The following is a 26,542-nucleotide window of genomic DNA, read 5'->3' on the forward strand; positions in this document are numbered from 1 at the left end:
CCCCACTCCGGCCGCCCCCCCGGCCCCCCCCCGCCCCCCCCGCCCCCCCCCCCCCCCCCCCCCCCCCCCCCGCCCGGAGGCTGCGGGTGATGGGCTCGCCGGCGCGGCCCGTGACGTCCTCGGTCCGAGGGGTCTCGGCGTCGAGCATTCGAGTGTGCTCAATCCTGAGTGCGCTCAACAAAATTGTCGAGAACGGACCTCGACGGTGACCGACCCGTCGCCGAGCGTCGTCGCGCCTCCTCGGTTCCGCCGTCCCCAGCCCACGGGGCCGTCCCCAGGCCGCGGCGTCGGGCGCGGCCCGCGGGGTCGGGCACGTGCTCAGTCCTCGGGGTGGAGGCTCTCGTCGGCGGCGGACGTCGTCCACGAGGTGAAGTGCACGGTGAGGTCGGCGCGCGAGGGGGCGCAGCAGAAGGGGCCGGCGCTCGCCGCGGCGTCCGGGGCGAGCGGGGCGACGCGGACCAGGCGCCAGGGCTCGGCGTCGACCCGGGCCCGGATGGTGAGCGCGTCTCCGGAGCGGCTGGCTCGGATCGTCACGGTGCGGCCGGTCCACTCGACCGGGGAGAGCGACCAGTCGGACTCGCCCCGCGTCACGACGGCGCCGAGGCTCTGCTCGCCGTCGCTGAGCTCGACCCCGGCCTTGACCCAGGTCTCGGGGTCGACCGAGACGAAGATCCCGGCCTGGTCGAACTGCGCCGAGAAGTCGAGCACGAACGATACCTCCATGGCGGTGCCCTGCTCCAACGGGGCGACCAGGGCGTGCTCGGTGTCGTGGACGAACCCGTACGACGTGAGGCGCCAGGCGTCGCTGCCCTCGGCCGCCGTGACGCGCATGCCGTCGTCGGCGACGTCGACGGCCGTGGGCTCGGTGGTCCAGGTGCCGGTGGTCCAGGGGATGTCGGTCATGGGGGCCTCGTGCTCGGTGGTGGTCGGCGGGAGTGGCGGTGGCGTCGGCGGTGCCGTCCGGGCTGCTGGCGTCAGCGCTCGTGCGTCGGCGGGTCGCCGGCCTCGAGGGCGGCGTGCTGCCTCTCGACGCGCCGGGTCACGGCCATGGCCCGCAGCCCGACCACGATCGAGGCCGACCCGCTGAGGATCATCAGCACGCCCACGAGGTCACTACCACCCCTCGTCAGCAGCGCGCCGCACACGACCACTCCGGCGGAGAGGATGAGTTGCAGGGTCGTCCAGGTCGTCGTCGTCATCCCTCGACCCTACGAGCGTTCGGCCGCGAACGGCTCGGCCGCGCGACGGAGCGACCCGAGGAGGCGCGGTGCCGGATCGAATCGCACCGCGCCTCCTCGGCGACTTCCTGGGGTCTCGGCGCCTCAGCCGGCGTCCCGGCCGGCGTAGTCCTCGTCGGTGATGCGCTCGAGCCAGGTCGTGGTGGTGGCCGGGTCGTCGGCCGCCTCGAGGACGGCGACGTGCTCCATGAAGCTGCCCTCGGCGGCGGCGTGGAAGTGCTCCTCGCCGGGCGCGAGGTAGATCGTCTGCCCGGGGTGGACGTCGACGACCTTCCCGTCGCGGGTGCCGAACCGGGCGACGCCCTGGGTGACGTACAGGAACTGGCCTCGCGCGTGGTGGTGCCAGGCGGTCCGCGCGCCGGGGGCGAAGCGGACCTTCGCGACCGTCGTGCGCTGGTCGTCGGTCTGCGGGGTGACGATGGGGTCGAGCCACACCTGACCCGGGAACTGCTCGTCGGGGTTCAGGGTCGTGGGCTGCGGGGGCAGGATCTTCACGGGTTCCTCACTTCTCGTCGGTGTCGTCGTCTGCGTCGTCGGTGAAGAGCTCCTTGGCGACGCCCATGGCGGCCATCCCGCGGGGCCAGCCCGCGTAGAGCGTCACGTGGGTGATCGCCTCGACGAGCTCGTCCCGGGTGACGCCGTTCTCGACGGCGCGGCCGAGGTGGAACCGCAGCTGCTCGGTGTTGCCGCCGGCGGTGAGCACCGCGACGGTGACGAGGCTGCGGTCGCGCGCGGACAGTTCGGGGCGGTTCCAGACGTCGGCGAAGAGGACGTCGTCGGTGAGTTCGGCGAGCTTGGGGGCGAAGTCGCCGAAGAGGGTGCGTCCTCCGCCGACCTGGACGGGCTGATCTGACATGGCTGAGCTCCTGGTGGTGGGTGTCGGGGGCCGGGACGTCCGGTGCCGGACGCCGGCTCCGGGCGGCGGGGTGCCCGCCGGGCCGGGTCGCTCTCGACGCTAGGCCGGCGCGGGCGGGGCAGGGAGGCCCCGCCAGGGTCCCTCAGCCTCGCCACGCACGCGACGGGGACGACGCGGCCACCTCAGGAGGCGGGGGGGGGGGGGGGCCCGCCCCCCCCCCCCCGCGGGGGGGGGGCCCCCCCCCGGGGGGGGGGGGGCGCGCGGGGGGGGGGGGGGGGGGCGGGGCCCCCCGCGCGGGCCCCCCCCCCCCCCCCCCCCCGCCGGGGGGCCCCGCGCCCCCCCCGCCCGGGGGGGGGCCCCGGGCCCCCCCCCCCCCCCGCCTCCTGCGGGTGTCAGGCCCCGCGCAGTCGGGTGATGCGCTCGCGGATGCGGGTGTCGAGGTCGTCGAACTCGTCGAGGACGTCCATCGCGGCGTAGGCGCGCCCTCGGACACGTTCGGTGACTGCTTCGACCACGTGGTGTTCCACGAGCACCTCGACGCCCCTGTAGACGCTTCGCTCGGGCAGGTCGCGCATCTCGTCGACGAGCTGCTCGACGGTGAAGACCGGCAACGTCAGCAGGACGGGCAGGATGCGGTCGGCCGCGCTGCCGGCTCGGGGTGCCGCCTGGTCGCGCCAGGCGTCCACGTACCCGGCGAAGAGACGTGCCGTGCCTCGGGCCTCGCGGGCCGCCGTCTCGACGCAGAGCGCGAGGTCCGTCACGATCGGGGCGACGTCGCCGGAGCGGTAGGCGGTGAGCAGCGAGAAGTAGTGGGTCGTGTCCGCCGCGAGGGCGCTCGCCACAGGCAGCACCGTGTGCGGCGTCACGCCGCGACGGCGGAGGATCGCCCCGATGAGAGCGCGGCCGATGCGACCGTTGCCGTCGGTGAACGGGTGGATGCTCTCGAACTGCGCGTGGGCGATCGCCGCCTGGGTGATGGGCTCGACGTCGTCCCGGTTCGAGAAGGCGACCAGATCGTCGAGGAGGTCGGGGACGTCCTCCGGGGGCGGCGGGACGTAGAGCGCGTTCCGTGGCGAGTACTGCGAGCCGCCGATCCAGTTCTGCACGTCGCGCACGCGGCCTGCGTACGGCCGCTCGGTCACGTCCGGGTCGTCTCGCATGAGCGCCCCGTGCGCGGTGAGGATCTCGTCGAGCGAGATGGTCGCACCGGAAGCAGCGACGAGCTTCGTGATGGCGGCGCCGGCGGCCACCATCGACATCGCCGAGTCGTTCTCCTTCAGGCCGCCGATGGCCCGTGCGAACGCGAGGGGCGATGCCTCGACGTGTTCGATACGGCTCGATGCCACCGACTCCATGCGGATCAGGAAGCCGGCGAGCGGGCTGAGCACACCGTCGGCGACCCGCTCGAGGTCGACGGCCTCGTAGCGGGCTCGCGAGAGATCGCGGTCGGAATGGACGGGTACGTCGAGATCGGCGATCGTCGGCGGGATCGACGCCTGGATCTCGGAGAGCATCCGATCATCCCGGGTGCCACGACGACTCGAGCTGGTCCACGGCACGGTGCGCGTCGTGTGTGCCGGCCAGTTCGCCATCGGTCATCCAATCGTCAACAACTGGGCCAACGATGACACTTATTGCTGATTGGTGACAATAGCGGACGAGGTGCTGCCAGCGGGAGCCGACCGAAATCGCCGGTCCGACCGAGGCGCGGTGCCGGTCCGACCGGCACCGCGCCTCCTGTCGGTGCCGGTGGCGCACCGTCGGCTGGACGTCGCATCGCCCACTTCGGCGGTGCGACGTTCACTCGGCGGTGCGACGCTCGCCTCCTCCGGAGACGGCACCCACGGGATGGGGGATCGTGACCCAGAGGTCCACCTCGTCGTCGGCGTCGAGACCGAGGGCCGCGGCGGTCTCGTCCGGGGTCGACGCGACGATGGTGACGGCGGTGCCGGACTCGGGGTGGCCCGAGCGAAGGACGACGCGGCTCGACCGGACGGGCTCGAGACGGCGCGCGACGTCGTCGAGCAGGGCGTCCAGGGTCTCGGGCGCGACGTCGTCGAGCCCGCCGTCGTCGAGCACCTGCACGAGCGATCCCCGACGCCGCAGCGCCTCGACGCTCGCCCGGACGGCGTCGTTGAGCAGGCCGCGCCCCCGGATCTCGTCCCGGAGCGACTGCTCGAGCACCCGGCACTCGGCCCGGGTGGCCTCGTCGAGCTCGCCCCGGGCGTCGACGACGTGTCGGAGGGTCGGGGCGACGGTGCGGTGGGCGTGCTGCAGCCGCCGGTGGCGTTCGTGGTGGACGGCGTCGAGCTCGGCCTGCGCGATGGTGAGCTCGCGGTGCTGGCCCGCGGCGACCCGCGCCGCCGAGGTGACCTGTCGGATCGCCTGGTGCATCAGCAGGGCGGCGATGACCACGACGATCTCGCCGGCGAGACCCAGGCGGATGGCCCCGGTGGGCCCCGCCCACAACGTGATCTGCGCGACGAGCACCGCGACGGCGACGACGGGCGGTCCCTTGCGTCCGGCCATCCACCCCATCACGGCGCCCGCCAGCACCCCGCAGGTGTACCGGGCGATCGAGACGTAGTCGAATGCCTCCGGATCGAGGCCGATGGTGGCGACGGCGCACAAAAGGCAGCTGACCGCCGTCGTGCCCCACGCCGTCCGGCTCGACATCCAGCCGCGTCTCGCCCCGCGGACCAGGGCCGGCAGGATCAGCAGGCCGAGGAGCGAGGCGACGACGGAGCCGTACGCGTGGGTGACCAGCACGGCGTCCACGGTCGCGATGAGGACCGCCACGACGATCACGACGCCGAGGACGCGCGAGAGTTGACGTCGGGGGATCAGGTTCAGCAGGGCCTCGCCCGGGCGGCGGGCGACGGTCGGCGTGCCGCCGGTCGGGTGCCACTCGAGGTGGACGGCGGTCCCGCGACCCGGTGCCGACCGGATGCTCGCGGAACCCCCCGCGAGGCGCACGCGCTCGAAGATCGACACGCGCACCCCGAGCCGCTCGGCGGACACCCGGTCCGGGTCGAAGCCCGCTCCGTCGTCCGAGACGGTGATGCGCAGGCCGCCGCCCTCGAGGCGCGTGGCCGTCGCCGCCCGGTCGGCCGAGGCTCCTGCATGACGGACGCTGTTGGTCAGGGCCTGCAGCGTCGCCGACACGAGCGCCTCGGCCGTGGCGGGCGGCAGCAGGACGTCGCGGACCGCGGCCAGGTCGACCCGGGCGGCGGCGCGCAGCGGGGCGAGCTCGGACTCGACCGCCGAGACGACCTCGCCAAAGGGGACGGTCGTCGGCTGCAAGGTGGCGTGGTGGTCCACGTCGGAGACGATGTCGAGGGCCGACCGGGCGACGGCGGCGGTCCGCTCGGGGGAGTGGTCGCCACCCGCCGTGAGGAGCGCGGCCAGGACGGTGTCGTGCAACAGCGCGTCGGTCCGCACCCGTTCGACCTCGGTGGCCTCCTGCCGTTGCTGGCCCTCGAACAGCAACTGGGCGCGGTGTTCGGCGGCGTCGGCCTGGTCGGCCCGGGCCCGCAGGGCCTTCACGCCGACGACGAGCGCGGCGGCGAGCAGGCCGAGGCCGATGAACTCGAGGAGGTTGTCGATGAACGGGAACCGTCCCCAGTAGGCGGCGGCGAGAGCCGCGTCGATGCCGCCGCAGATGATCCCGGCGCGCACGGGGTCGACCTCGGCCACCGCCGTGCAGGCGAACGCGACGAGGGACAGGCCCACCAGCCACGGGATCGTCCCGTCGTCCACGGTGGTGCGGTGGGTCTGGAAAGGCTCGAGGACGAGGAGGCCGACGTAGGCCGCGACGGGGATCCACAGGCCTGCCCGGACGGGCCCCGGGCGACGGAGCAGCGCGAGCGGCAGCGCCGCGAGCATCGACCCGCCGAGGAAGAGCGACACGACGACGAGTGGCGTCAACCCCGGCAGGTGTTCCGCGGTGAAGTCCGGCAGGGCGAGCAGCACCAGCAGGGACGCGGCGACGGCCAGCGTCGCCGCCATGCTCCGCTCCATGCCGAGGCGCAGGGAGTCGTCATCGGCCGGCGGATCGACGGCCGGGGGATCGATGTGCAGCGGGCGGGGCGCCTCCGTGGCGTCACCGGTCGTAGGAGGTGTGCGGGCAGACGTCTGACCCACGACACCTGCTGACACCCCTGAACGCTACGTCGGACGACCTCGCGACACGAGGCCCCAGAACGGGCCGCGAGCGGCCGACCCCGGTCAGGAGGCGCGGTGCCGGTCCGACGGACACCGCGCCTCCTCGGCTCACCCGCGTCGCACGCGGACGCCCACCGACTCGTACGGCCGCAGCGCCACCGCGACCGTCGAGCCCCGCAGCTCGAGCGGCCCGATCGTGTCGCCGAGGAAGGTCGTGCGCTCGACCGACGCGACGTCGACACCGAACCCGAGCGTGACCGTCGTGGCCTCGTCGGCGATCGACTGCAGCTGCACCATCGACGAGGCCTCGCCGTCGGACACGATCGCGACGAGCCGCACCCGGTCGTCGTCGAGGGTGAGCAGCTCGACCGAGGCGCGCTCCTCGACCCCCGACGTGCTGGCCGGTACCGACGTCAGCGGCCGGACGAGGTCCGCGGTCGTCGCCAGCGCGACGGCCTCGACGGCCTGCCCCGGGCGGGCACGCACGCCGACCGCGTACTCGAAGGTCGCGTCGAAGCCTTGCTCGATGGGGAAGTTCGTGTCCCAGACGTTGTTGTGCACCCACGAGTAGACCGTCGCCGCGCCGACCGGGCTCGTGCTCGCCGGGAACGGCGCGTAGGGGAGGCTGATCGTGCCCGGCATGACGAGCGGCGCGTCCTTCGTGACCCAGGCCACCGCCTCCGGTCCGTCCTCGACGGTCACCCAGTTGCGGATCGCCCGCATGTGCTGCGGGGCCCCGGGCACGTGCGAGAGCCCGGAACCCGTCACCCCGCCGGACACCTCGTAGCGCACCGTCGGCTCGGCGGCCGCGAACGGGAACGCGAAGAACGCGCTCTCCTTCGTGCGGGTCACAGGCTTCGTCAGCCGGTTCGCGATCAGGAGGCGCGGCTCGCCGTGGCGCAGACGGAGCGTCACGCGGACCTCGTCCACACCGGGCGCGGAGAACGAGAAGACCAACCGCTCTTCGACGGCGTCCGCCACACGCTCGACCAGCACCGCCGGCCCACCGGTGGAGCGTGACGCGAGCAGCTCGAGCCGGTCCGAACTCCACAGCTTGTTGGCGAGATGGTTCACCCCCGCACCCGACGACCCGTACTCGTCGTAGACGTACGCGTTGAAGCCGGTCGGGGCACCCGCGTCGACGAGCTCGCGCCCGGTCGCGAGTTCGACCAGCGAGCTGATGGCCGACGTCCGAGGGTCGACCCGCACGCGGAGGAACTCATTCTCGAGCGTGAAGAGCTCGCTGAGGGGCGTCGTCAAGGCCCCGTGCACGACGGGCTCGACCGGTGCCCTGTCCGCCGACACGACGTCGAGCCGGACGAAACCCCAGCCCGGGACGTCCCGCACCTGGACCGTGACCCAGCGACCGGACTCGCGGTGCAGGCTGTTCGACTGGGCGTCCTCGACGTGGGGCAGGTCGTCGCCGCCGCGACCGTCGCGCAGGCCGATGGAGGCACCGAGCGGCACCGTCGACTCCTTGAGCAGGAACCGCACGGCCCCCGTCCTCGTCGCACCCGAGGCGTTCGCCACGAGGATGCTCGTGAGGGCACCGTCGGCCGCTCGGACGGCCTCGGCGAGGTAGACGAGCGCGTGCTCCTCGAGGTCGCGGCCGCGTTGGTGCGCAGCGATGCCCTGGCCCACCTTCCACTGCCACTGGCGCTCGCCGGAGTCGTACCCCTCGTCGCCGTGGGTCCACGAGTTGCTCGCTCCCCAGGTGTGCTCGTTGAACATCGAGACGGCGTCGTAGACGTGGTCGGCGTCCGCCCGCTCGGTCGGCACGGCCGAGCCGCCGAGCCACGCGGCCGCCTGCGAGAAGGACTGCGCGTCGCTGACCGACGCCTGCGCCTCCCGGGTCAGGGCCAGCGGCACCGCACCGGAGCCGACGCCCTCGACCCACCAGTCTCCCCAGTCGCCCTCGACCGTGACGAGCTCGTCGCCGTGCCGTGCCTCGGCCTCGGCGAAGAAGTCCTCGTTCGTCGACACCCTCAGCTGCGGCGACGTCCAGGTCTCGTTCCAGCGGCGCACGGTCTCGGCCAGGTGCAGGCGGGCCGGGCCGTTGTCGCCCATGAAGCCCTGGGTGCGCAGGTGCAGGACGTCCCACGGGTAGCCGGGCCGCCCCTCGGCCTCTTCGCCGTGGGCACCGAAGACACCGGGCGGGAACGGGTAGCCGCGGTTCGCCAGGGCCGTCAGGTAGGCCGGCAGGTAGGTCTCGGCGACCTCGTACTCCTCGGTGAGGCCCACCATCGGACCCTCCATGTAGGCGAGGCCGTGGGGGCTGTCGGTCATCCAGACGATCACCGAGCCGCCGGCGGGGGTGCGCCACCGGAACATCCGCGGCAGGTCGAGCGCACCGTTCATGTGCGGCATCGACCGGCCGGCCCAGTTGTGAGCCACCGCGAGGTACTTGACCCCGACCTCCTGCAGGGCGTCGGGCAGGCCGGCGACCTGCCCGGGGACGTCGGTCTGCATCGCCGTCGTGAAGTCGATGCCGTATTCGTCGCGGATGCGCCGCGCCTCACGCAGCAGCTGGTGCAGTTCTTCGGTGGAGCAGGTGTCCGTGTGCAGGTTGAAGGGCAGCGCGCTCAGGCCGACCCGCCCCTCCTTGACGAGGCGCACGAACTCGGCGACCGCGGCGGCGGGACGGTGGCGCTCCCAGTCGGTGAAGGCCCAGAGCGCCTCGACGTTCCAGCGGAATCGGGCGGCGTCGGGCCAGTCGTCGGTCGCCGCGGCGAGCTCGACGGCCGAGTCGAGGTACGACCGCTGCGACGAGATGACGTTGGTCTGGGGGTCGGTGTAGCCGAAGTCGAAGTGCGAGTGGTGCACGACGTGCACGTGCCAGTCGCGCTGCGGCTCGAGCGTGACCGTGACCACGTCCGTCCCGAGGCCGGGCAGGTGCAGGTGCACCTCGGTCGGGGCGTCGACCTCTCGGACCAGGAGGCGCACCGACAGGTCGTCGGGAGCCGCCGGTCGACCGACGATCAGCTCGACCCCGTCCGTGCCCGTGACGGAGACGTGGTCGAGTGCTGCCCGCGCGGCCTCGTCGTCGACGAGGAGGCGCAGGCTCTGGGCGGGGACGCCGTCGACGGTGGTCTTCAGCGGCTCGGGCACGACGCGCACACGCGCCCCGCCGACGGTGGCCGTCACGGCGGTGGCCCGGTCGAGCAGGCCGGCGCGGGCCTCGAGGTGGGACCAGGGCTGGGCGGAGACGAGGGCGGCTTCGGTCATCGGGGTGGTTCTCCAGACGGTGATGCGAGGGACGGTGGTGCGGGGGACGTGGTGCGAGGGACGTGGCGCGAGGGGGACGGGCGGTGACGTCGAGGAGGCGCGGTGCGGGTCAGGCGGTCGGGTTCAGCCCGCGGGCGAAGAAGCGCTGGAACGAGAAGAACACGATGATCGTCGGCAACGACGCGACCAGGGCACCGGCCAGCGCGACCGGCGGACCGTAGGTCGAGTAGTTGCCGGTGAGGTCGGCGAGCGTCGCCATGACCGGCCGGATGTTCGAACTCGACGACAGGGTCAGGCCGAACAGCAGGTCGTTCCAGATCCAGGTGAACTGGAAGACGAACGCCGCCATCAGCGCACTCGTCGACAGCGGCAGGTGCACCTGGAAGAACATGCGCGCCCAGCCGGCACCGTCGAGCGACGCCGCTTCGCGCACCTCGTTCGGCAGGCCCGTCATGTGGCCCCGCACGACGAAGAACGCGAACGGGATCGTGAGGGCGATGTAGACGAGCAGCATGCCGTACTGCGTGTCGAACAGCGACGCCGCGGCGTAGCCCGTGAACAGGGGAGAGAGGAACGCTTGCAGCGGCAGGATCGTGCCGACGTAGATGACCCAGAACCACAGGGTCGGGCGCTTGAGCGGCATGATCGTCACCGCGAACGAGGCCAGCGAGGCGATGAACACGGCGGCCCCCGCTCCGACGACCGAGTACAGCAGGCTGTTCAGCATCCCCTGGCCGACGTTCGCGTTCTCGAACGCCGTCCGGATGTTGGTGAAGAGAGAGAACGAGGTCGGCCACCACGAGGGGCTGCCCGAGTACTCGCTGCTCAGCGTGAAGGCGTTCACCACGAGCAGCCACGAGGGGATCAGCCAGATCAGCGACGTGACCGTCAGGACGACGGCGAGCACGCGGCGGGAGGTCTTGGTCATCGGGGCTCCTAGTCTTTCGCCGGCCGCAGCTGGCGACGCAGGTAGGCGTACGAGGCGACGACGACCACGACCGTGAGGAAGACCGCCACCGCGGCCCCCGAGCCGTAGCGCGACAGGGTGAAGGTCTCGCGGTACATGGTCAGCGCGAGCGTCTCGGACGCCGTACCCGGCCCGCCGTTGGTCAGCAGCAGCACCTGATCGAAGACCTTGAGGCTGCCGACGATCGAGATGCCGACGACGACGATCGTCATGGGCCGTAGCTGGGGGAAGGTCACGGCCCAGAAGAGCCGCCACCCCGAGGCGCCGTCGAGCTGCGCGGCCTCGAGCGTGCTCGGCGGGATGGACTGCAGGCCGACGAGGAAGAGGATGACGCACGCTCCCGTCGCCTGCCACGTCGTCGCGACGATCATCATCACGGTGTTCAGCGGCCACTGCAGCAGCCACTGCGAGATCAGGGGATCGAGCCCGAGGAGGCGCAGCAGGGTGTCGAGACCGCCGTCGGTCGAGAGCATGAAGGTCCACACCACCGCGGTGGCGGACCCCGAGATCGCGTACGGCAGGATGACCGCGAACCGGGCGAGGGCGCCGAGTTTCAGCTTCCACGTCCCGACCGCGATCGCGAGGCCGAGGCCGACGGGCAGCACGAGGGTCCCGACGACCCAGAAGAACGTGTTCAGCACGGACTGGCCGAACGCCGGGTCGGCGAACATGGCCGTGTAGTTGTCGAGCCCCACCCAGGTGCGGGTGAAGCCGTTGTCGTCGAAGAAGCTGCGGTAGATCGTGAACGCGAAGGGCACGACGAGCAGCAGCACCACGAGCGCGACGGCCGGTGCGAGGAAGGCGGCCCCGGCGAGCGGCGCTCGGCCGGGACGATGCGGTGCGACGACGGAGGCGCGGGTCGCGTCGTCTGCGGGAGCCGCGGCTTCTCGGGGGATCGGGGGCTGGGTGAGCGTCATGCGGCGTCCCAGATCTTCCACTCGGTGCGGGCACGCGCCTCCATCGACCGGAGGGCCGACTCGCCGTGCTGCGTGCTCGGGGTCACCATGAACGACCCGAGGTCTTGCACGTTGCCCTCGACCAGGGGAGTCGGTGACGCCTCCCAGTAGCGGATGAGCTCGGTCGGCTTGTTCGTGGCGATGTCGGCGGCCAGGTCTTTGACGAGATCGGACTTCGGCAGGGCCGCGGGGTTGGGGCTGGTGTCGCCCAGGAAGCCGACCCAGGCCTCTTGCACGTCGGTCGACAGCCAGTTCCGCGCGACGTCGACGGCCGCGTCACGTCGGTGGGCCTTGACGGGGACCGACAGCGAACCGCTCTCGACGATGACGGCCGGGGCCGTCGAGGAGGCGCGGGGAGGCACCCGGAAGAACCCGATGTCGTCGTCGGTGAGGCCGGAGGCCAGCAGGGTGTTCGCGAACCAGGTGCCGTAGAGCATCATGCCGAAACGGCCCTCGGACACCAGGCCGGGCAGGTCGTTCGACGTGACGTCCGGGGCGGAGAAGAACCCGTCGGCGTACATGGTCGACCAGAGGTCCATGGCCTCGCGGGCCGGGTCGTCGACGTAGCTCGCCTTGTTCGTCGTCACGGCCGCGTAGTAGTCGGGGTCGATCGAGGCCAGCAGCTGCATGAACCAGATCTCGGACTCCCACGTCGTCGCGCCCGGAGCCAGGAACGGCGTGATGCCGGCGTCCTTGAGGATCTGCGCGGCGCTCATCAGATCGTCGAACGTCGCGGGGACGTCGATGCCGTTCTCCGCGAAGGCGCGCTTGCTGTAGAAGACGGCGTAGTAGCTCTTGTAGAGCGGGACGCCGTAGGCCTTGCCCTCGTAGGTGAACGACGCACGCTGAGCCGGGTCGACCCAGCCGCGACCGATGGCGTCGTCCCACACCTCGTTGAGGTCGGTCAGGATGTCGGCCCGGGCGATGTCCTGCAGGCGGTAGCCGTTCGTCCACTTGATCAGGTCGGTCGTGCTGTTCGTCTGCGCCGTCATGCGGATGATCTGGTTGTAGTTCGCCACGCTGGCGATCGAGCGCGAGGTGATGCGGTAGCCGATGCGCGCCTCGAGGACCGCGGACGCCGCGTCGTAGCCGGGGCCCCAGGTGGGATTGTCGCTGTTCAGGGTGACGGTGCCGGGCGCCGACGGACGGGTGTCCGTGCCGCGGGCGCAGGCCGCCAGGGTCGCGGTGAGGAGCCCCACGCCACCCAGGGCGAGTGCCGTGCGCCGGGTCACCGTGGGACCGCCAGGGATCGGGTGGGCCATGGTCGTTTCCGTTCGTCGTTGAATTGATAACGTTACCAACACCGTGCCACAGTCCTCCAGGTTTGACAAGCGGGAGTGGGCCTGTATATCTGGGGGGATGGCGGCAGGGGCAGGATCACAGTCGGCCGACACCGGCCCGACGGGCACGGGCAGGGGCTCGGCCGTCACGGTCAAGGACATCGCCCGCGTCGCCGGCGTCAGTCCGATGACCGTTTCCCGGGTGCTCTCCGGCGGTAAGAACGTCCGTCCCGCGCTCCGCGAGCACGTCGAACGCGTCGTCGCCGAGGTCGGCTACCACCGCAACGAGAACGCACGCAGCCTCCGGCCCGGGCACCGTTCGGGGCTCGTGGGCGTGATGATCACGAACATCGCCAACCCCTACTACGCCGGTGTGGTGCAGGGGATCGAGCAGGTCGTCGCGGCGACGGGCCGGCGCATCCTCGTCGGGACGACCAACGAGGACGCCGACCTCGAACGCCAGTTGCTGTCCGACTTCCTCGGTCGCCAGGTCGAGGGTCTCGTCGTCGTCCCGGTCGGCGGGGACGCCGATCGCTTCCTGCCCGAACGACTCGCCGGCGTCCCACTCGTCCTCGCGTCGCGGACGGTCGACGGGGTGCAGGCCGACGCCGTCCTGATCGACGACGTCGAGGGGGCCCGGCAGGCGGTCTCGCAGATGCTCGACGAGGGGCACCGGCGGATCGCGTTCCTCGGCAACAAAGAGACGGTGTCGACCGGGCGTCGTCGCCTGGCCGGCTTCCGGGCTGCCCTCGAGCAGCGCGGGCTCACGGTCGACGACGACCTCGTCGTCTTCGGGTTGCAGGAGGCCTCGGCCTCCGAGGCGGTGACGCGGGACCTCCTCGCGACCGACGATCCGCCCACCGCGATCTTCGCCGCGAACAACCGCATCAGCGTGGGGGTCCTGCGCGCCCTGTCGCAGCGGGATGAAGAGGCGCCGACGACGGCCGTGCCGCGACTGTTCGCCTTCGACTCGTTCGACTTCGCCGACATGGCGCCCGTCCCGCTCTCGGTCATCGACCACGACCCCGTCGAGCTGGGGCGCGCCTCCGCGCAGATGCTGCTGGCGCGCCTCGACGGATCCGCCGAAGGTCAGCCTCCGCAGCTCGTCGAGCTTCCGGTGCACATCGTCCACCACTGAGCCCTGCCTGCCCTGCGGGCTGCCCTGAATCGATGCCCCCAGGCGCTCGCCGTTGCCGCGCCTCCTGCCGTCCGTTAGTGTTGGTAACGTTATCAATGAAAGCAGGCGAGCATGACCACTTCCGTCCCCGCCGGCGTCGTCCCCGGCGCCTACGACAAGACCCCCGTCATCGAGCTGCCCGAGGGGCACCGGGCCTGGACGGGCTCCGACGCCTGGGGCCGCCTCGCCGACCTGCTCGAACCGGGCGTCGTGCTAGCCGTCGACACCTACCCCGGCAGCGACCTCGAGGCGCTGCGTCGCGAGTTGCAGGCGGTCGCGCCCCGCGCCTCCTTGATCGACGTCGAGGAGGCCGCGGCCCGCACGACCGACGAGATCGACGCACTCATCGCGCGCGACCTCACCGACGACCGCGTCTTCGGGGTGCTCAGCCACCACACGCTCGACGAGTTCTACGACGCGGACCGTCTCGCCGCCGTGGCGGACGAGGTCCGGCGCGCCGACGGGCCCGTGGTGCTCTACGGCTGGGGTGCCACCCTCGTCCCGGTCGACATCGACGTGATCGTGCTCGCCGACCTCGCGCGGTGGGAGATCCAACGACGGCAGCGTGCCGGGGCGCCCAACTGGCGCGCCGGGAACGGCGACGAGGACCAGCTCCGCAAGGTCAAACGCGGGTACTTCGTCGAGTGGCGGACGGCCGACCGGCACAAGCGCGCGCTCTTCGAGCGGCTCGACTTCGTGCTCGACGCCAACGACTCGATGGCCGGCGCCAAGCTCGTCGAGGCGCGGACCTTCTTCGCGGGCCTCGAGATCGCCTCCCGTCGGCCGTTCCGCGTCGTCCCGTTCTTCGATCCCGGAGTCTGGGGTGGTCAGTGGATGAAGACGGTTCTCGAGGTCGGCGACGAGAGCAACTACGCCTGGTGCTTCGACTGCGTGCCCGAGGAGAACAGCCTGCTGCTCTCCGTCGACGGCACCGTCGTCGAGTTGCCCGCCCTCGACCTGGTGTTCCGGCACCCGCGCGAGCTGCTGGGCGCCCGCACCCACGCACGGTTCGGGGCCGAGTTCCCGATCCGCTTCGACTTCCTCGACACCATGGACGGCGGCAACCTGTCGCTGCAGGTCCACCCGCTGACCGACTACATGCAGGACGTCTTCGGCATGCCGTACACGCAGGACGAGAGCTACTACCTGCTCGACGCGTCGGACGACGCCGTCGTCTACCTAGGGCTTCGTGAGGGCATCGACCGCGGCGAGATGGAGTCGGCGCTGCGCACGGCGGCCGCCGGTGGTGAGCCGTTCGACGCCGAACGGTTCGTCGCGGCCTTCCCGGCCGCGAAGCACGACCACTTCCTGATCCCGGCCGGCACGGTCCACTGCTCGGGGTCCGACTCGATGGTGCTCGAGATCTCGGCGACGCCGTACATCTTCACCTTCAAGATGTGGGACTGGGGGCGCCTGGGCCTCGACGGCGTCCCGCGGCCGGTCCACCTCGACCACGCGCTCGCCAACGTCCAGTGGGACCGCGACGAGCGGTTCGCCCGTGACGAGCTGGTCGGTCAGGTGACCGAGGTCGCGCGCGGCGACGGCTGGGTCGAGGAGCGCACGGGGCTGCACGAACTCGAGTTCATCGAGGTTCGCCGGCACTGGTTCGACGACGTCGTGCCCCACGACACCCGGGGCACCGTCAACGTGCTCAACCTCGTCGAGGGGGCCGAGGCCGTCGTCGAGAGTCCGACCGGGGCGTTCGAGCCCTTCGTGATCCACTACGCCGAGACGTTCATCGTCCCGGCGGCCGTCGGGCCCTACACCGTCCGCCCGCACGGGAGCGGCGTCGGGCAGCGGTTGGGGACCGTCAAGGCGTCGGTGCGGGGCACGGCCCGGGACGAGTGAGCGGCCCGGCCGGGCGGGCCCGGCTGGGCCGGCCCGCCGGGGTCAGCCCTGCTCGGCCCAGCTCGCGGCGCCGATCAGGGGTGCATGGTCGCCGAGCGTGCCCGGGACGACGGTGAGGCCCGTGACCGGCCCGGGGACGCCCTGCACGAGGCCCGCCGCGAAGGGCGCGCCGATCACGTCCCACGAGCGCGAGACGCCGCCCCCCACGACGACCGTCCCCGCTTCGAACAGTTCCACGCAGGGCTGCAGCGCGGTGCCCAGCGCCGTGAACGTGTCCGTGACGAGGCTGATCGCCACGGCGTCCCCGGCGCGGGCGAGGTCACAGATCCGCTCGACGGTGAGGTCGTCGCCGGTCCGTCGCCGGTACCCCGAACGGAGCGCGGGGGTCGAGACGGTCTCCTCGAGCGGGCCGCCGTCGACGGTGAGCGTGTGCACGTTCCCGTCGAGCGGCACGCCCGCGCCGTCCGTCACGGGTCGGCCGTCCACGAGGAAGGCCGAGCCGACCCCCGTCCCGAGCGTCAGGCAGATCATGCGGTCCGCGCGGGCACCGGCGCCGGAGGACCACTCGCCCACGGCGTACGCGACGGCGTCGTTGACGAAGCGGACCGACGCCGGAGAGGTGCCCAGCGCCTCCGCGAACGAGGCGCGGAGGTCGACGCCGGACAGGGCGGCGAACTTGTCGACGCCCTCGAAGCTGCCGCGGCCGGCGTCGTAGTCGAAGGGGCCGGGCAGGGCGACGACCCACCGCGTGGGCGCGGGGCGGCCAGCCGAGAAGGAGGCGCGGGCCGCTTCCGAGGCGGGCCCGGTCAACCGGGCGAGCAAGTCGTCTCGGCGCGCGTGGGGGTCGAGGGCCGTCCGGCGTTCGTCGACGAGACGGCCGTCGACGACGACGCCGGCCGTGACGTGGCCCCCGCCGACGTCCACGACGCCGACGGGGGCCACGATCCGTGAACCGCTGCTCAACTGATCTGGCCCAGGCGGTCGGCCGACCAGCCGAGCGCCGCGAAGATCTGCACCATCGCGGACTGGTCGAGCGTGGCCGCGGGGCGCTCGGGCAGGTAGTCGCCGCCCCCGCTCGGCTGGAAGTGGAACAGCCCGGTGGCGGGGTCGCGGTTGTCCCGCCAGGTGGCGTCGGCGTACTCCTGGATGGTCGCGCGGTAGGCGGGGTCGTGCTGCACGGAGTCGAGGAGCAAGAGGTCCTTGAAGTAGAACGAGTTGAAGATGGCGGGTTGCTGCTGCAGTCGGCCCTCGGCACCCCAGTACGCGAGCGACCCGCGGGCGTCGTCGGTGGCTTTGGTGAGCCACGTCGGGTCGTCCGTCGCGCGGTACAGGATGGTCGCCGTGGCGATCATCGCACCCGAGTTGTAGGTCCAGAGCGTCGGGTCGACCGTGCCGTCGTCGTGACGGCTGTTCTGGTAGAGCCCGGCGGACTGCTTCAGGCACGACTCGTTCCAGTCGTACGCCTGCGTGCTGAAGCGCAGGTAGGCGTTCTCGCCCGTCTCCTCGTAGAGGTGGGCCGCGAGCTGGGCGGCGAGGCCCGTCACGTTCGCGCCGCGCGTCGTGTTGTCGGCGGTGTCGACCCAGTCGACCCCGCCGGGGCAGGCGAGCGTCGGGTCGGCGTTCCATCCCCGAGAGGCGATGGTGAACGCGGCGCGGGCCCGGTCGAGGTACTGCGGGTCGCCCGTCGCGTGGAACTGGCTGATGAACGACAGGCCCACCACGCCGTTGTCGTCGTAGTAGACGTCGCCGCCCGTGCCGAGCGGGGCGGGCAGGTACGACTGGTAGCCGGGGCGCCCACCGGGCGCGACGGCGTAGTAGTTCTCGAGACCGTCGACCCGTGCCCGGGCGGAGTTCGCATAGGCCGGGCCGACGCCCGGGAGGCCCTGCAGGTCGAGGGCGGCCTGGGTCGCCTCGCGGTACTCCCAGAGGAACGAGTAGGGATTTCCCTCGGCCGTGTTCGTGTTCTCGCGGTAGAGGCCGTGGCCCGCGGCACCCGTGTAGAGGTGGTCCTGCAGGGCGTCGTACGAGGCCGAGGCCCGCGACTGCCAGACGGGATCGGGGGAGGTCGAGGCGGCCTCGGCCTCGGCAGGATGCCCGGCGACGGCCAGGCCGGTCACGAGCGAGAGGGCGACGAATGCTCCGAGAGCACCTCGACGCGACGGGGAATGCAGAGTGGACACCATTGACGATCCTGCCTTCGAGGGTGGTTGGTATCGTTACCATACGCAGCCTCGCCGTCGATGTCCAGGGCGCAATGGAAGGCGCGTGCGACGAGGCCCGTGTCGCACCGCCGACTGAACGTCGCACCGCGCATGTGGGCGGTGCCATGTTCAACCGACGGTGCGGCTCGTGGCAGCCACGCGAGAGGGGTGCGGCTGGGACCGGAGGCGGCGGGGCCCGACGCGCACCGCGCCTCCTTGGTTGTCTGGGGTGCGGCGCGTCAGCGACCGCGACGCACGAGAGAGAAGAGAACACATGTCGACCTGGTTGATCACCGGCTGCTCCACGGGGTTGGGGCGAGCCTCCGCCGAGGAGGCGCTGGCCCGCGGACACGACGTCGTCGTCACCGCGCGCGACGCCTCGGCCGTGCAGGACATCGCCGACGCCCACCCCGACCACGCCGTCGCCATCGCCCTGGACGTCACCGACCCCGACCAGGTGACCGCGGCCGTCCACCTCGCCACCGAGCGGTTCGGCGGCGTCGACGTCCTCGTCAACAACGCCGGCTACGGCTACCGCTCCGCCGTCGAGGAGGGCGACGACGCCGACGTGGCGCGCCTGTTCGACACGCACTTCCACGGCAGCGTCCGCACCGTCAAGGCCGTCCTGCCCGGCATGCGTGCCCGCCGCAGCGGCACGATCGTCAACCTGTCGTCGATCGGCGCCCGCCGCACGGGTCCCGGCTCGGGCTACTACGGCGCCGTCAAGGCCGCGATCGAGCAGATGACCATGGCCCTGCGCACCGAACTCGCCCCGCTCGGCATCACGGCGACGGTCGTCGAACCGGGCTCGTTCCGCACCGACTTCTCGGGGCGCTCGCTCACGCAGTCCGCCACGCCCATCGCCGACTACGCCGAGACCGCCGGTCGTCGCCGCATCGAGGCCGACACCTCGGACGGCACCCAGCCCGGCGACCCCGCCGCCGGTGCCCGCCTGCTCGTCGACGCGGTCGACTCGGGCGAGGCTCCGTACCTGCTGCTGCTCGGCTCGGACGCCGTCGAGATCGTCACGGGCGCACTCGACGACCTCCGCCGCGACGTCGACGCGTGGGCGGAGCGCAGCCGCGCCACCGACTTCGACGCCTGAGCCGGTCGCCTCACCTGCAGGAGGTGCGGTGTCGGTTCAGACGACCCCGCTCCTCCTGCAGGCCGTCACCTCCGGAGTGCCCGCGACCCCCCGCGGTCACCCCGGCCCGACCGGTGACGCCCCTGCCACGACGACCCGACGGCGCCTCGTCGCCCGGGCCGGCCCACGCCGGTGACGTCGGCTGCCGGCGACGAGGTGACGCGATCGGCTGACGCGTGGCTTCGAGGTCACGCTAGTCCAGTTGGTACTAGTCATCAATGGACGGGACGAAAAAGGTGCCCCGCTCTACGGGGCCGTAGGGGCACCGATCTCGCCGTCGCGCGAGTAGTCCTCGACCCAGGCCCGCTCGCTGCGCAGCTGGTCGAGCAGGTGCCGGAACATCGCGACCGACTGGACGGGGAAGCGCGTCGCGTCGTCGTCGCTGGCGTCGAGGTAGGCCTGGGCCGTCGCCATGCGCTCGTCGAGGGCCTGGAGGCGCGTGGCGAAGATCGTCGCCCGCGTCGCCTCGTCGACCAGGTCCAGCAGCGCGAACCGGACGTAGAACTCCTCGTCGTCGCCGGCGCGGGAGAGGGGGAAGTCGGCGACCCGCCCGATCAGCAGGTCGCGGCCCGCGTCGGTCAGCGAGAACACCTGGCGGTTCGGGCGACCCGTGGTCTCCACGGTGCGACGGTCGAGCGCGCCCCGGTCGTGCAGGCGCTTCAGCGTCGTGTAGACGGCGTTGTTGTTGACCACGCCGAGGCCCGGGCGCCGCACGTTCCGCTTGATGTCGTACCCGTGCTGCGGGCCGGCGAGCAGGTTGCTCAGGATGAGGATCTCGGTGACCATCCCCACATCATGGGGGGTCGCGGCCGGGTCGACGCGACCGCGGCGCGACCGGCCCCGCCGCGGCGCGACCACACGCAGGAGGCGGGGGGGGGGGGGGCGCCCCCCCCCCCCCCCCCCGCGGCCCCCCCCCCGCCCGGGGGGCGGGGGGGGGACAACACCAGCGGTTGCCCCCCGGGGGGGGGGGGGGGGGGGGGGGGGGGGGCGGCGCCCCCCCCCCCCCCCCCCGGCGGGCGCGCCGCCGCCCCCCCCCCCCCCCCCCCCCCTCCTGGGGGCCCCGACGTCAGTCGGTCGGCGGCGTGTAGAACTGCAGGTCGTTGCCCTCGGAGTCCTTGAAGGGCAGGATGCGGCCCCACGGGTGCTCGCTGATCGTGCCCGTCACGTCGGCGCCGCGCGCCTGCAGGTCGGCCAGGGCGTCCTCGAGGCTGCCGTCGGGCTGGAACGTGATGACCGCCCCGCCCTCGCTCGACGCCGCGGCCTCTTCGCGACCGTTGAGGCCGATCATCAGGCCGTTCGCGTCGATCTCGGTCCAGTCGTCGCTCTCGTCCTTCACCGTGAGGCCGAGCGCGTCACGGTAGAACGCCGTCGCCCGCCCCATGTCCGTCACGGGTACCCATACCGTTGCCACTCCGCTTGCCATGTCGACTCCTTCGTCCGGCACCGGACCACCCGGTGCTGCGTCTCGCTCCTTGCTACGCCGCGCGCCGTGCGAGCCGAGCCGCGAGTCAGGGCACTTTCCCACCCGAAAGCGTGTCTCACGATGACCGGTGCCCGAGCGGACCACCCGCAGGAGGCGCGGTGCCGGACGGACGCGCACCGCGCCTCCTGCGGGCCGTCGCGTCGGGGGCCCTGCCAGGGCCTCCCACGATCGGCGCGGGGGCGTAGCGTCGATGACGAGGAGCCCGTCGTCGAGCACCGCGTTCCGACCCGCCCCTCGTCCCCGTACCGAATCCACCCCCAGGAGACCCATGCGCACCGTCAACGCCTACGCGGCACCGTCCGCCACCGAGCCCCTCGTCAAGACGACCATCGAGCGCCGCGACGTCGGTCCGAAGGACGTCATGATCGACATCGCCTACGCCGGCATCTGCCACAGCGACATCCACACCGTCCGCGGCGAGTGGGGCGAGATCCAGTACCCGCAGGTCGTCGGTCACGAGATCGTCGGCACCGTCTCGGAGGTCGGCTCCGAGGTCACCAAGCACAAGGTCGGCGACCGCGTCGGCGTCGGCTGCATGGTCAACTCGTGCGGCGAGTGCGAGTACTGCAAGCGCGGCGACGAGCAGTACTGCGCCAAGGGCAACACCGGCACCTACACGAGCGTCGACCCGGCCGACGGCACCGTCACCCAGGGCGGCTACTCGCAGGCCGTCGTCGTCACCGAGGACTTCGTGCTGCGCGTGCCCGAGTCGCTCGACTACGACAAGGTCGCGCCGCTGCTCTGCGCCGGCATCACGCTGTACTCGCCGCTGCACCACTGGGGCGTCACCGAGGGCACCAAGGTCGCCATCGTCGGCATGGGCGGCCTGGGCCACATGGGCGTCAAGATCGCCGCCGCACTCGGCGCCGACGTCACCGTGCTGTCGCAGACCACCTCGAAGAAGGAGGACTCGCTGCGTTTCGGCGCCAAGGCGCACTACGCGACCAGCGACGAGCAGACCTTCACCGACCTGGCGAACTCGTTCGACCTGATCATCAACACCGTCTCGGCGAAGGTCGACATGGGCGCGTACCTCGGCCTGCTGGCCGTCGACGGCACCCTCGTCAACGTCGGCGCCCCGTCCGAGCCACTCGAGGTGCCCGCGTTCGCGCTGATCCCGGCGCGTCGCAGCTGGGCCGGTTCGGCCATCGGCGGCATCCGCGAGACCCAGGAGATGCTCGACTTCTGCGCCGAGCACGGCATCGTGCCCGAGACCGAGCTGATCGACGCCGACCAGATCAACGAGGCCTACGACCGCGTCCTGAAGTCCGACGTGCGCTACCGCTTCGTGATCGACGCGGCGACCTTCGCCTGATCCGAGCCGCTCCGCCGGACGCCCCCGCACCGTGTGTGCGGGGGCGTTCGTCGTCCCCGGCGTGGTCGTGGGCGCACCGCACCGCACCGCACCGCACCGCGTTTCGTGCACTGCACCCGGACTAGACGCGGTGCAGTGCACGAAACGCGGTGCGAAGCGCCAGCCGGGTCGCGGCTCGCCGGACCGCATCGCTCGACGCGCCATGTGTAAGTTCCTGCGCCGATGAACCCGGTCCCGAACGATGCACCCGGAAGCTTCTGGGTGCATCGTTCGAAACCGGGTGTCTCGGGGTGAACGGCGGACGGCTCAGCCCTTCCGCTGCGCCCGGTACGCCGTCGGTGAGACCCCGTGGACGGCCTTGAACTGGCGGGCGAAGTAGAAGGGGTCGACGTAGCCGACGCGCTCGGACACGAGGCCGACCGGCGAGTCGGTCGTGTCCAGCAGCTCGCGGGCCCGCGCCATGCGCAACTGGGTCTGGTACCGCAGCGGCGTGACGCCGGTCTCGCGGCGGAAACGGGTGGCGAAGTGCGAGGGGCTCAGCCGGGCCATCGCGGCGAGCTCGTCGACCGAGACGCGCTCGGTGACGTGCTGGCGCAGGTACTCCTGGGCCTGTCCGACCGCGGACACCCGTGGTGCCCCGGCCGTCCGCTCGGACGACACGAGCGCCATGAGGTGCCACGCGGCTCCCGAGGCGGCCAGGGCGCTGGCGAAGGTCTGGTCGCGCTCCATGGCCTGGACGACCTCCTCGACCAGGGCCACGATGCGGTAGACGTCCGACAGCTCGCGCACCGGGGCGCCGGCCCGGACCCCCGCGACGCGGAGGAACTCGGCGAGGTCGTGCCCGGCCACGTGCAGCCACCAGAGGGTCCAGGGGGTGGCGTCGTCGGCACCGTAGGCGTGCGCGACGCCCGGGGGCACGATCACGACCTGCCCCGACCGCACGGGGTGCCGCACCCCGGCGACCTCGCACCAGCCCGAGCCCCGGGTGCAGACCAGCACCACGCACTGGTCGACGCCGTCGGGCCGGGTCATGCCGTGCGCCCGGGCCCGGGGGAAGTAGCCCGCGTCGGTGACGACGAGGTGGGACGTGCCCGGCCGCGAGAGGGCGGCCCGCACCCGGGGTCGGGGCATGACGAGCAGGCGTTGACCGGGGAAGCCGTCCTCGAGGAGCATGCGGACGAGTCTGGCCCGCCGCAGTGGTTTCGTCCAGGCAGTCGGCAGGATCGGTCGTTCCGACGGGCTCGGGGCCTCCGTACGCTCGGACCATGCTCACCGCCGAGTCGAAGATGGCTCTTCCCCCCGTGCCCACTGATCAGGCCGACGCCGGAGTCGCCGTCTGGTCGGAACCCCTCGTCCTCGACACCTACCTGCCGGGCGAGCCCGACCGGTACCCCGCCTTCCTCGACGCCCGCGTCTACCAGGGATCGTCCGGGCGGGTGTTCCCGCTGCCGTTCCACGAGCGCATCTCCGCCGAGAAGCGGCCGCACGAGTGGCAGGCCGTCCACCTCGAGAACCGCTGGCTGCGCCTGGTGATCCTGCCCCAGCTCGGCGGTCGGCTGCACGTCGCGTACGACAAGACCGCCGACTACGACGTCTTCTACCGCAACAACGTCATCAAGCCGGCCCTGGTCGGCCTGGCCGGTCCGTGGATCTCGGGCGGCGTCGAGTTCAACTGGCCGCAGCACCACCGGCCCGCGACCTTCCTGCCGACCGACGTGTCGATCGAGCGCGAGGCCGACGGGTCGGTGACGGTGTGGTGCTCCGACCACGACCCCTTCGCCCGGATGAAGGGCATGCACGGCATCCGCCTTCGCCCCGACTCGTCGCTCATCGAGGCCAGGGTGCGCCTCTTCAACCGTAGCGACGAGACGCAGACCTTCCTCTGGTGGGCCAACGTCGCCGCCGCCGTGGGCGACGACTACCAGTCGTTCTTCCCCACCGACGTGCGGCACGTGGCCGACCACGCCAAACGGGCCGTCGTGACCTTCCCCCGGGTCGAGGGCGACTACTACGGCGTCGACTACCCGGCCCGCGTCGACGACGAGCACCCCGACGCCGACCGCCTCGACTGGTACCGCAACATCCCCGTGCCGACCTCGTACATGGTGACCCACACCGACGACGACTTCTTCGGCGGCTACGACCACGGGCGCCGCGCGGGCTTCGTGCACTGGGCCGACCGGGCCATCTCGCCCGGCAAGAAGCAGTGGACCTGGGGCGACGCCCCCTTCGGCCACGCCTGGGACGCGAACCTCACCGACGGCGACGGCCCCTACGTCGAGCTGATGGCCGGCGTGTACACCGACAACCAGCCCGACTTCTCGTTCCTCACCCCGGGCGAGACAAAGACCTTCAGCCAGTTCTGGTACCCGATCACCGAGATCGGCCCCGCCCACCAGGCGACCCGTGACGCGGCCCTGCGCGTCGAGCAGCTCGACGCCCCCGCCGGGGCCGGGAGCGTCCTGCGCATCGGTCTCGCCGTCACGGCCGTCCACCCGCGGGCCGAGGTCGTCGTCCGCACGGTCGACGGCACCGTCCTCGACTCGGTCACGGTCGACGTCGAACCCGGCCTGCCGTCGGTGCTCGACCGGTCCCTGCCGGCGGGCGTCCTCCTCTCCGACGTCGTCGTGGAGGCGCGCTCCGCCGGACGCACGCTCGTCACGGTCGCCGGCGCCACGGTCCAGGCGAGCCTCGACGCCGTGGCCGCGGCCGGCACCCCGGAGCCCGGCGCCCCCGAGATCGCCGCCCCTGAGGCCGCCGTCGCCCCGCCCGCCCCCGCCGACGTCGAGACCGTCGAGGAGCTCTTCCTCATCGGCCAGTACCTGCGGCAGTACCGTCACGCGACCCGCTCGCCCGAGCCCTACTGGCGTGAGGCGCTCCGCCGCGACCCGGGCGACGTGCGGAGCAACGTCGCCCTGGCGACCCTCCTCCACGCCGCGGCCCGCTACGACGAAGCCCTCGTGCTCCTCCGTGTCGCGGTGGGCCGTCAGTCGGCCTGGGCGCCGAACCCGGCCGACGGCGAGGCCCTCTACCGTCTCGGCCTCACGCTCCTGCGCCTCGGGCGCACCCCCGAGGCGAAGGAGGCGCTGGAGAAGTCCGCCTGGAACGCCGCCTGGGTGGCTCCCGCGTCGCTGGCCCTGGCCCGGCTCGCCGGTCCGGCCGACCCCGTCCGGGCCGAGGCCCTGCTGCGCACGGCCCTGTCGCACGGCACCGACAACCTGCAGGTGCGCGACCTGCTCGCGCTGACCCTGCGCGGCCTCGGCCGACACGACGAGGCGGACCGGCTGCTCGCCGAGACCCTCGAGCTCGACCCGCTCGACCAGTGGGCGCGACACCTCGCGGGCCGACGCCTCACGGACGACGCCCCGACGCTGCTCGACGTCGCGCTCGAGTACGGCTCGTCCGGGCACGTCGACGAGGCGCTCCGCGTCCTCGACCTCGCCCAGGGGGCCGTCGCGGCCACCGCGCTCGGGCAGGTGGCGGTCGGTCCGCTGCTCGCCTACCACCGCGCCTCCTCGTTGGCGAGGACCGGCCGCGTCGACGAGGCGCGCCGGGCACTCGCCACGGTCCACGCCCTCGACGCGACCAACTGTCTGCCCTCGCGCCTCGACGACGTCGCCGCCCTGCTCGACGCGGTCGCCCTCGAGCCGGCCGACGGCCTCGCCTGGTCACTGCTGGGCAGCTGGTGGTACGACCGGGGCCGCGGGCAGGACGCCGTCGACGCGTGGCGACGGGCCGCCGCGACCGACCTGGACGACGCGCAGGCCGCCGTCGTGCAGCGGAACCTCGGCGTGGCCGCCTACAACGTGCTGGCCGACCCCGACCTCGCGGCACGTCACTACGACGACGCGCTGCGCGTCCGTCCCGACGACTCCCGGCTGCTCTTCGAGTCCGACGAGCTGGCCGGGCGGCTGGGGGCGTCCGCCGACGACCGGCTGGCCGAGCTCGAGTCACGGATCGACCTCGTCGCCGAGCGGGACGACCTCTGCGTGGTGCGCGCCCGACTGCTCACCGAGGTGGGACGCCCGGACGACGCGCTCGCCGTGCTCACCTCGCGCAGCTTCCAGCCCTGGGAGGGCGGCGAGGGCCAGGTGCTCGGCGCCTGGGACGACGCGTGCCTCGCCGTGTCCCGTCGGGCGCTGGCCGAGGGCGACGTCGACCGGGCGCGATCCACCGTCGAGGCCGCCCTCACGCCACCCGCCACCCTCGGCGAGGCACGGCACCCGCTCGCCACCACGGCCGAGCTGCACCTGGCCCTCGGCGACGCGCTCGCCGCGGCGGGAGACGCCGACGCCGCCCGGGCCGCCTGGTCCGAGGCCTCCCGGTCGACCGGCGACTTCGCGGGCATGGCCACGCAGGCCTTCACCGAGCGCAGCGCGGCCACCGTCCGTGCCCTCTCCCGTCTGGGCGAGGTCGAGCGGGCGGCCGACCTGCTGGGGGACTTCGACTCGTACGTGGACGAGCTCTCCCGCACACCGGGCGAGGTCGACTACTTCGCCACCTCGCTACCGTCGATGCTGCTCTTCCACGACGACCCGCAGGACGTGCGCGACGCCGAGGTGGCGACCCTGCGCCGCGTCGTCGCCGCCCTCTCGGCCGAGCTCGGGGTCACGACCGACCCGACCCGCGCCTCCTCCGACCCGACCGCACCCGTGGTCACGCCCGGCGACGACGCCGTGCGCCCCTAG

The 26,542-nt window shown here is 72.6% G+C and carries 20 protein-coding genes; 5 read left to right on the forward strand and 15 right to left on the reverse strand.

Annotated features, from left to right (window positions below; all coding sequences use genetic code 11):
- Positions 1-318 precede the first annotated feature (318 nt).
- From ACVJ1F_RS10030 to ACVJ1F_RS10075, 10 genes are all read right to left on the reverse strand, one after another.
- Positions 319-903, reverse strand: a complete 585-nt coding sequence (locus ACVJ1F_RS10030) for a DUF1349 domain-containing protein (RefSeq protein WP_456885915.1) — start codon at positions 901-903, stop codon at positions 319-321.
- A gap of 71 nt (positions 904-974) precedes the next feature.
- The gene (locus ACVJ1F_RS10035) at positions 975-1,199 is read right to left on the reverse strand and encodes a hypothetical protein (RefSeq protein ID WP_456885917.1); all 225 of its coding nucleotides are present in this window, start codon (positions 1,197-1,199) and stop codon (positions 975-977) included.
- A 123-nt stretch (positions 1,200-1,322) separates the two neighbouring features.
- On the reverse strand, positions 1,323-1,733 hold the full coding sequence (locus ACVJ1F_RS10040; protein WP_456885919.1) for a (R)-mandelonitrile lyase: 411 nt from the start codon (positions 1,731-1,733) through the stop codon (positions 1,323-1,325).
- A gap of 7 nt (positions 1,734-1,740) precedes the next feature.
- Positions 1,741-2,094: a carboxymuconolactone decarboxylase family protein gene (locus ACVJ1F_RS10045; RefSeq protein ID WP_285061885.1), complete on the reverse strand. Its 354-nt coding sequence runs from the start codon at positions 2,092-2,094 to the stop codon at positions 1,741-1,743.
- A 392-nt stretch (positions 2,095-2,486) separates the two neighbouring features.
- Positions 2,487-3,608: a Fic family protein gene (locus ACVJ1F_RS10050; protein ID WP_456885921.1), complete on the reverse strand. Its 1,122-nt coding sequence runs from the start codon at positions 3,606-3,608 to the stop codon at positions 2,487-2,489.
- Between the two features lie 286 nt (positions 3,609-3,894).
- Positions 3,895-6,252 carry a sensor histidine kinase gene (locus tag ACVJ1F_RS10055; protein ID WP_456885923.1) on the reverse strand — a complete coding sequence of 786 codons (2,358 nt, stop codon included), beginning with the start codon at positions 6,250-6,252 and terminating at the stop codon, positions 3,895-3,897.
- 114 nt (positions 6,253-6,366) lie between these two features.
- Positions 6,367-9,483 (reverse strand): glycoside hydrolase family 38 N-terminal domain-containing protein, encoded by a 3,117-nt coding sequence (locus tag ACVJ1F_RS10060; RefSeq protein ID WP_456885925.1) that lies wholly within the window; start codon positions 9,481-9,483, stop codon positions 6,367-6,369.
- 109 nt (positions 9,484-9,592) lie between these two features.
- The gene (locus tag ACVJ1F_RS10065) at positions 9,593-10,411 is read right to left on the reverse strand and encodes a carbohydrate ABC transporter permease (protein WP_456885927.1); all 819 of its coding nucleotides are present in this window, start codon (positions 10,409-10,411) and stop codon (positions 9,593-9,595) included.
- Between the two features lie 8 nt (positions 10,412-10,419).
- Complete coding sequence (locus tag ACVJ1F_RS10070) at positions 10,420-11,367, reverse strand: carbohydrate ABC transporter permease (RefSeq protein WP_456885929.1); 948 nt, start codon at positions 11,365-11,367, stop codon at positions 10,420-10,422.
- On the reverse strand, positions 11,364-12,668 hold the full coding sequence (locus ACVJ1F_RS10075) for an ABC transporter substrate-binding protein (RefSeq protein WP_456885931.1): 1,305 nt from the start codon (positions 12,666-12,668) through the stop codon (positions 11,364-11,366). The genes ACVJ1F_RS10070 and ACVJ1F_RS10075 overlap by 4 nt, the downstream gene beginning before the upstream one ends.
- 97 nt (positions 12,669-12,765) lie before the next feature.
- Between ACVJ1F_RS10075 and ACVJ1F_RS10080 the strand changes: the two genes are divergently transcribed.
- Both ACVJ1F_RS10080 and ACVJ1F_RS10085 read left to right on the forward strand, forming a co-directional pair.
- Complete coding sequence (locus ACVJ1F_RS10080) at positions 12,766-13,824, forward strand: LacI family DNA-binding transcriptional regulator (RefSeq protein WP_456885933.1); 1,059 nt, start codon at positions 12,766-12,768, stop codon at positions 13,822-13,824.
- A gap of 111 nt (positions 13,825-13,935) precedes the next feature.
- Entirely contained in the window at positions 13,936-15,711 is a 1,776-nt protein-coding gene (locus tag ACVJ1F_RS10085; RefSeq protein WP_456885935.1) for a class I mannose-6-phosphate isomerase, read from the forward strand.
- Positions 15,712-15,753: 42 nt separating this feature from the next.
- Here the strand turns inward: ACVJ1F_RS10085 and ACVJ1F_RS10090 are convergent, their stop codons facing one another.
- On the reverse strand, positions 15,754-16,674 hold the full coding sequence (locus tag ACVJ1F_RS10090; protein ID WP_456885937.1) for an ROK family protein: 921 nt from the start codon (positions 16,672-16,674) through the stop codon (positions 15,754-15,756).
- On the reverse strand, positions 16,671-17,894 hold the full coding sequence (locus tag ACVJ1F_RS10095) for a glycoside hydrolase family 76 protein (RefSeq protein WP_456885939.1): 1,224 nt from the start codon (positions 17,892-17,894) through the stop codon (positions 16,671-16,673). The genes ACVJ1F_RS10090 and ACVJ1F_RS10095 overlap by 4 nt, the downstream gene beginning before the upstream one ends.
- Before the next feature lie 292 nt (positions 17,895-18,186).
- Here ACVJ1F_RS10095 and ACVJ1F_RS10100 point away from each other — a divergent pair, with 292 nt between their 5' ends.
- Complete coding sequence (locus tag ACVJ1F_RS10100; RefSeq protein ID WP_456885941.1) at positions 18,187-19,017, forward strand: oxidoreductase; 831 nt, start codon at positions 18,187-18,189, stop codon at positions 19,015-19,017.
- Between the two features lie 285 nt (positions 19,018-19,302).
- Here the strand turns inward: ACVJ1F_RS10100 and ACVJ1F_RS10105 are convergent, their stop codons facing one another.
- Together ACVJ1F_RS10105 and ACVJ1F_RS10110 are read right to left on the reverse strand one after the other, a co-directional pair.
- A complete protein-coding gene (locus ACVJ1F_RS10105) occupies positions 19,303-19,842 on the reverse strand; it encodes a PadR family transcriptional regulator (RefSeq protein WP_456885943.1) in 540 nt (179 codons plus the stop codon).
- A 280-nt stretch (positions 19,843-20,122) separates the two neighbouring features.
- Complete coding sequence (locus tag ACVJ1F_RS10110) at positions 20,123-20,446, reverse strand: VOC family protein (protein WP_456885944.1); 324 nt, start codon at positions 20,444-20,446, stop codon at positions 20,123-20,125.
- Between the two features lie 361 nt (positions 20,447-20,807).
- On the opposite strand from ACVJ1F_RS10110, the gene ACVJ1F_RS10115 reads away from it, so the two are divergent.
- Positions 20,808-21,854, forward strand: coding sequence for an NAD(P)-dependent alcohol dehydrogenase (locus tag ACVJ1F_RS10115; protein ID WP_456885946.1), 1,047 nt, complete (start codon positions 20,808-20,810; stop codon positions 21,852-21,854).
- Positions 21,855-22,160: 306 nt separating this feature from the next.
- Here ACVJ1F_RS10115 and ACVJ1F_RS10120 read toward each other — a convergent pair whose 3' ends face one another.
- The gene (locus tag ACVJ1F_RS10120) at positions 22,161-23,027 is read right to left on the reverse strand and encodes an AraC family transcriptional regulator (RefSeq protein WP_043594638.1); all 867 of its coding nucleotides are present in this window, start codon (positions 23,025-23,027) and stop codon (positions 22,161-22,163) included.
- Positions 23,028-23,119: 92 nt separating this feature from the next.
- On the opposite strand from ACVJ1F_RS10120, the gene ACVJ1F_RS10125 reads away from it, so the two are divergent.
- Positions 23,120-26,542: a DUF5107 domain-containing protein gene (locus ACVJ1F_RS10125; RefSeq protein ID WP_456885948.1), complete on the forward strand. Its 3,423-nt coding sequence runs from the start codon at positions 23,120-23,122 to the stop codon at positions 26,540-26,542.

This window comes from Frigoribacterium sp. 2355 (assembly GCF_054060695.1).

Excerpts from the sequence above, each read along its gene's own strand:
- ACVJ1F_RS10030 (WP_456885915.1), bottom strand. The coding sequence starts at position 903 with ATGACCGACATCCCCTGGACCACCGGCACCTGGACCACCGAGCCCACG.
- ACVJ1F_RS10035 (WP_456885917.1), bottom strand. The coding sequence starts at position 1,199 with ATGACGACGACGACCTGGACGACCCTGCAACTCATCCTCTCCGCCGGA.
- ACVJ1F_RS10045 (WP_285061885.1), bottom strand. The coding sequence starts at position 2,094 with ATGTCAGATCAGCCCGTCCAGGTCGGCGGAGGACGCACCCTCTTCGGC.
- ACVJ1F_RS10050 (WP_456885921.1), bottom strand. The coding sequence starts at position 3,608 with ATGCTCTCCGAGATCCAGGCGTCGATCCCGCCGACGATCGCCGATCTC.
- ACVJ1F_RS10060 (WP_456885925.1), bottom strand. The coding sequence starts at position 9,483 with ATGACCGAAGCCGCCCTCGTCTCCGCCCAGCCCTGGTCCCACCTCGAG.
- ACVJ1F_RS10065 (WP_456885927.1), bottom strand. The coding sequence starts at position 10,411 with ATGACCAAGACCTCCCGCCGCGTGCTCGCCGTCGTCCTGACGGTCACG.
- ACVJ1F_RS10070 (WP_456885929.1), bottom strand. The coding sequence starts at position 11,367 with ATGACGCTCACCCAGCCCCCGATCCCCCGAGAAGCCGCGGCTCCCGCA.
- ACVJ1F_RS10075 (WP_456885931.1), bottom strand. The coding sequence starts at position 12,668 with ATGGCCCACCCGATCCCTGGCGGTCCCACGGTGACCCGGCGCACGGCA.
- ACVJ1F_RS10080 (WP_456885933.1), top strand. The coding sequence starts at position 12,766 with ATGGCGGCAGGGGCAGGATCACAGTCGGCCGACACCGGCCCGACGGGC.
- ACVJ1F_RS10085 (WP_456885935.1), top strand. The coding sequence starts at position 13,936 with ATGACCACTTCCGTCCCCGCCGGCGTCGTCCCCGGCGCCTACGACAAG.
- ACVJ1F_RS10095 (WP_456885939.1), bottom strand. The coding sequence starts at position 17,894 with ATGGTGTCCACTCTGCATTCCCCGTCGCGTCGAGGTGCTCTCGGAGCA.
- ACVJ1F_RS10100 (WP_456885941.1), top strand. The coding sequence starts at position 18,187 with ATGTCGACCTGGTTGATCACCGGCTGCTCCACGGGGTTGGGGCGAGCC.
- ACVJ1F_RS10105 (WP_456885943.1), bottom strand. The coding sequence starts at position 19,842 with ATGGTCACCGAGATCCTCATCCTGAGCAACCTGCTCGCCGGCCCGCAG.
- ACVJ1F_RS10115 (WP_456885946.1), top strand. The coding sequence starts at position 20,808 with ATGCGCACCGTCAACGCCTACGCGGCACCGTCCGCCACCGAGCCCCTC.
- ACVJ1F_RS10120 (WP_043594638.1), bottom strand. The coding sequence starts at position 23,027 with ATGCTCCTCGAGGACGGCTTCCCCGGTCAACGCCTGCTCGTCATGCCC.
- ACVJ1F_RS10125 (WP_456885948.1), top strand. The coding sequence starts at position 23,120 with ATGCTCACCGCCGAGTCGAAGATGGCTCTTCCCCCCGTGCCCACTGAT.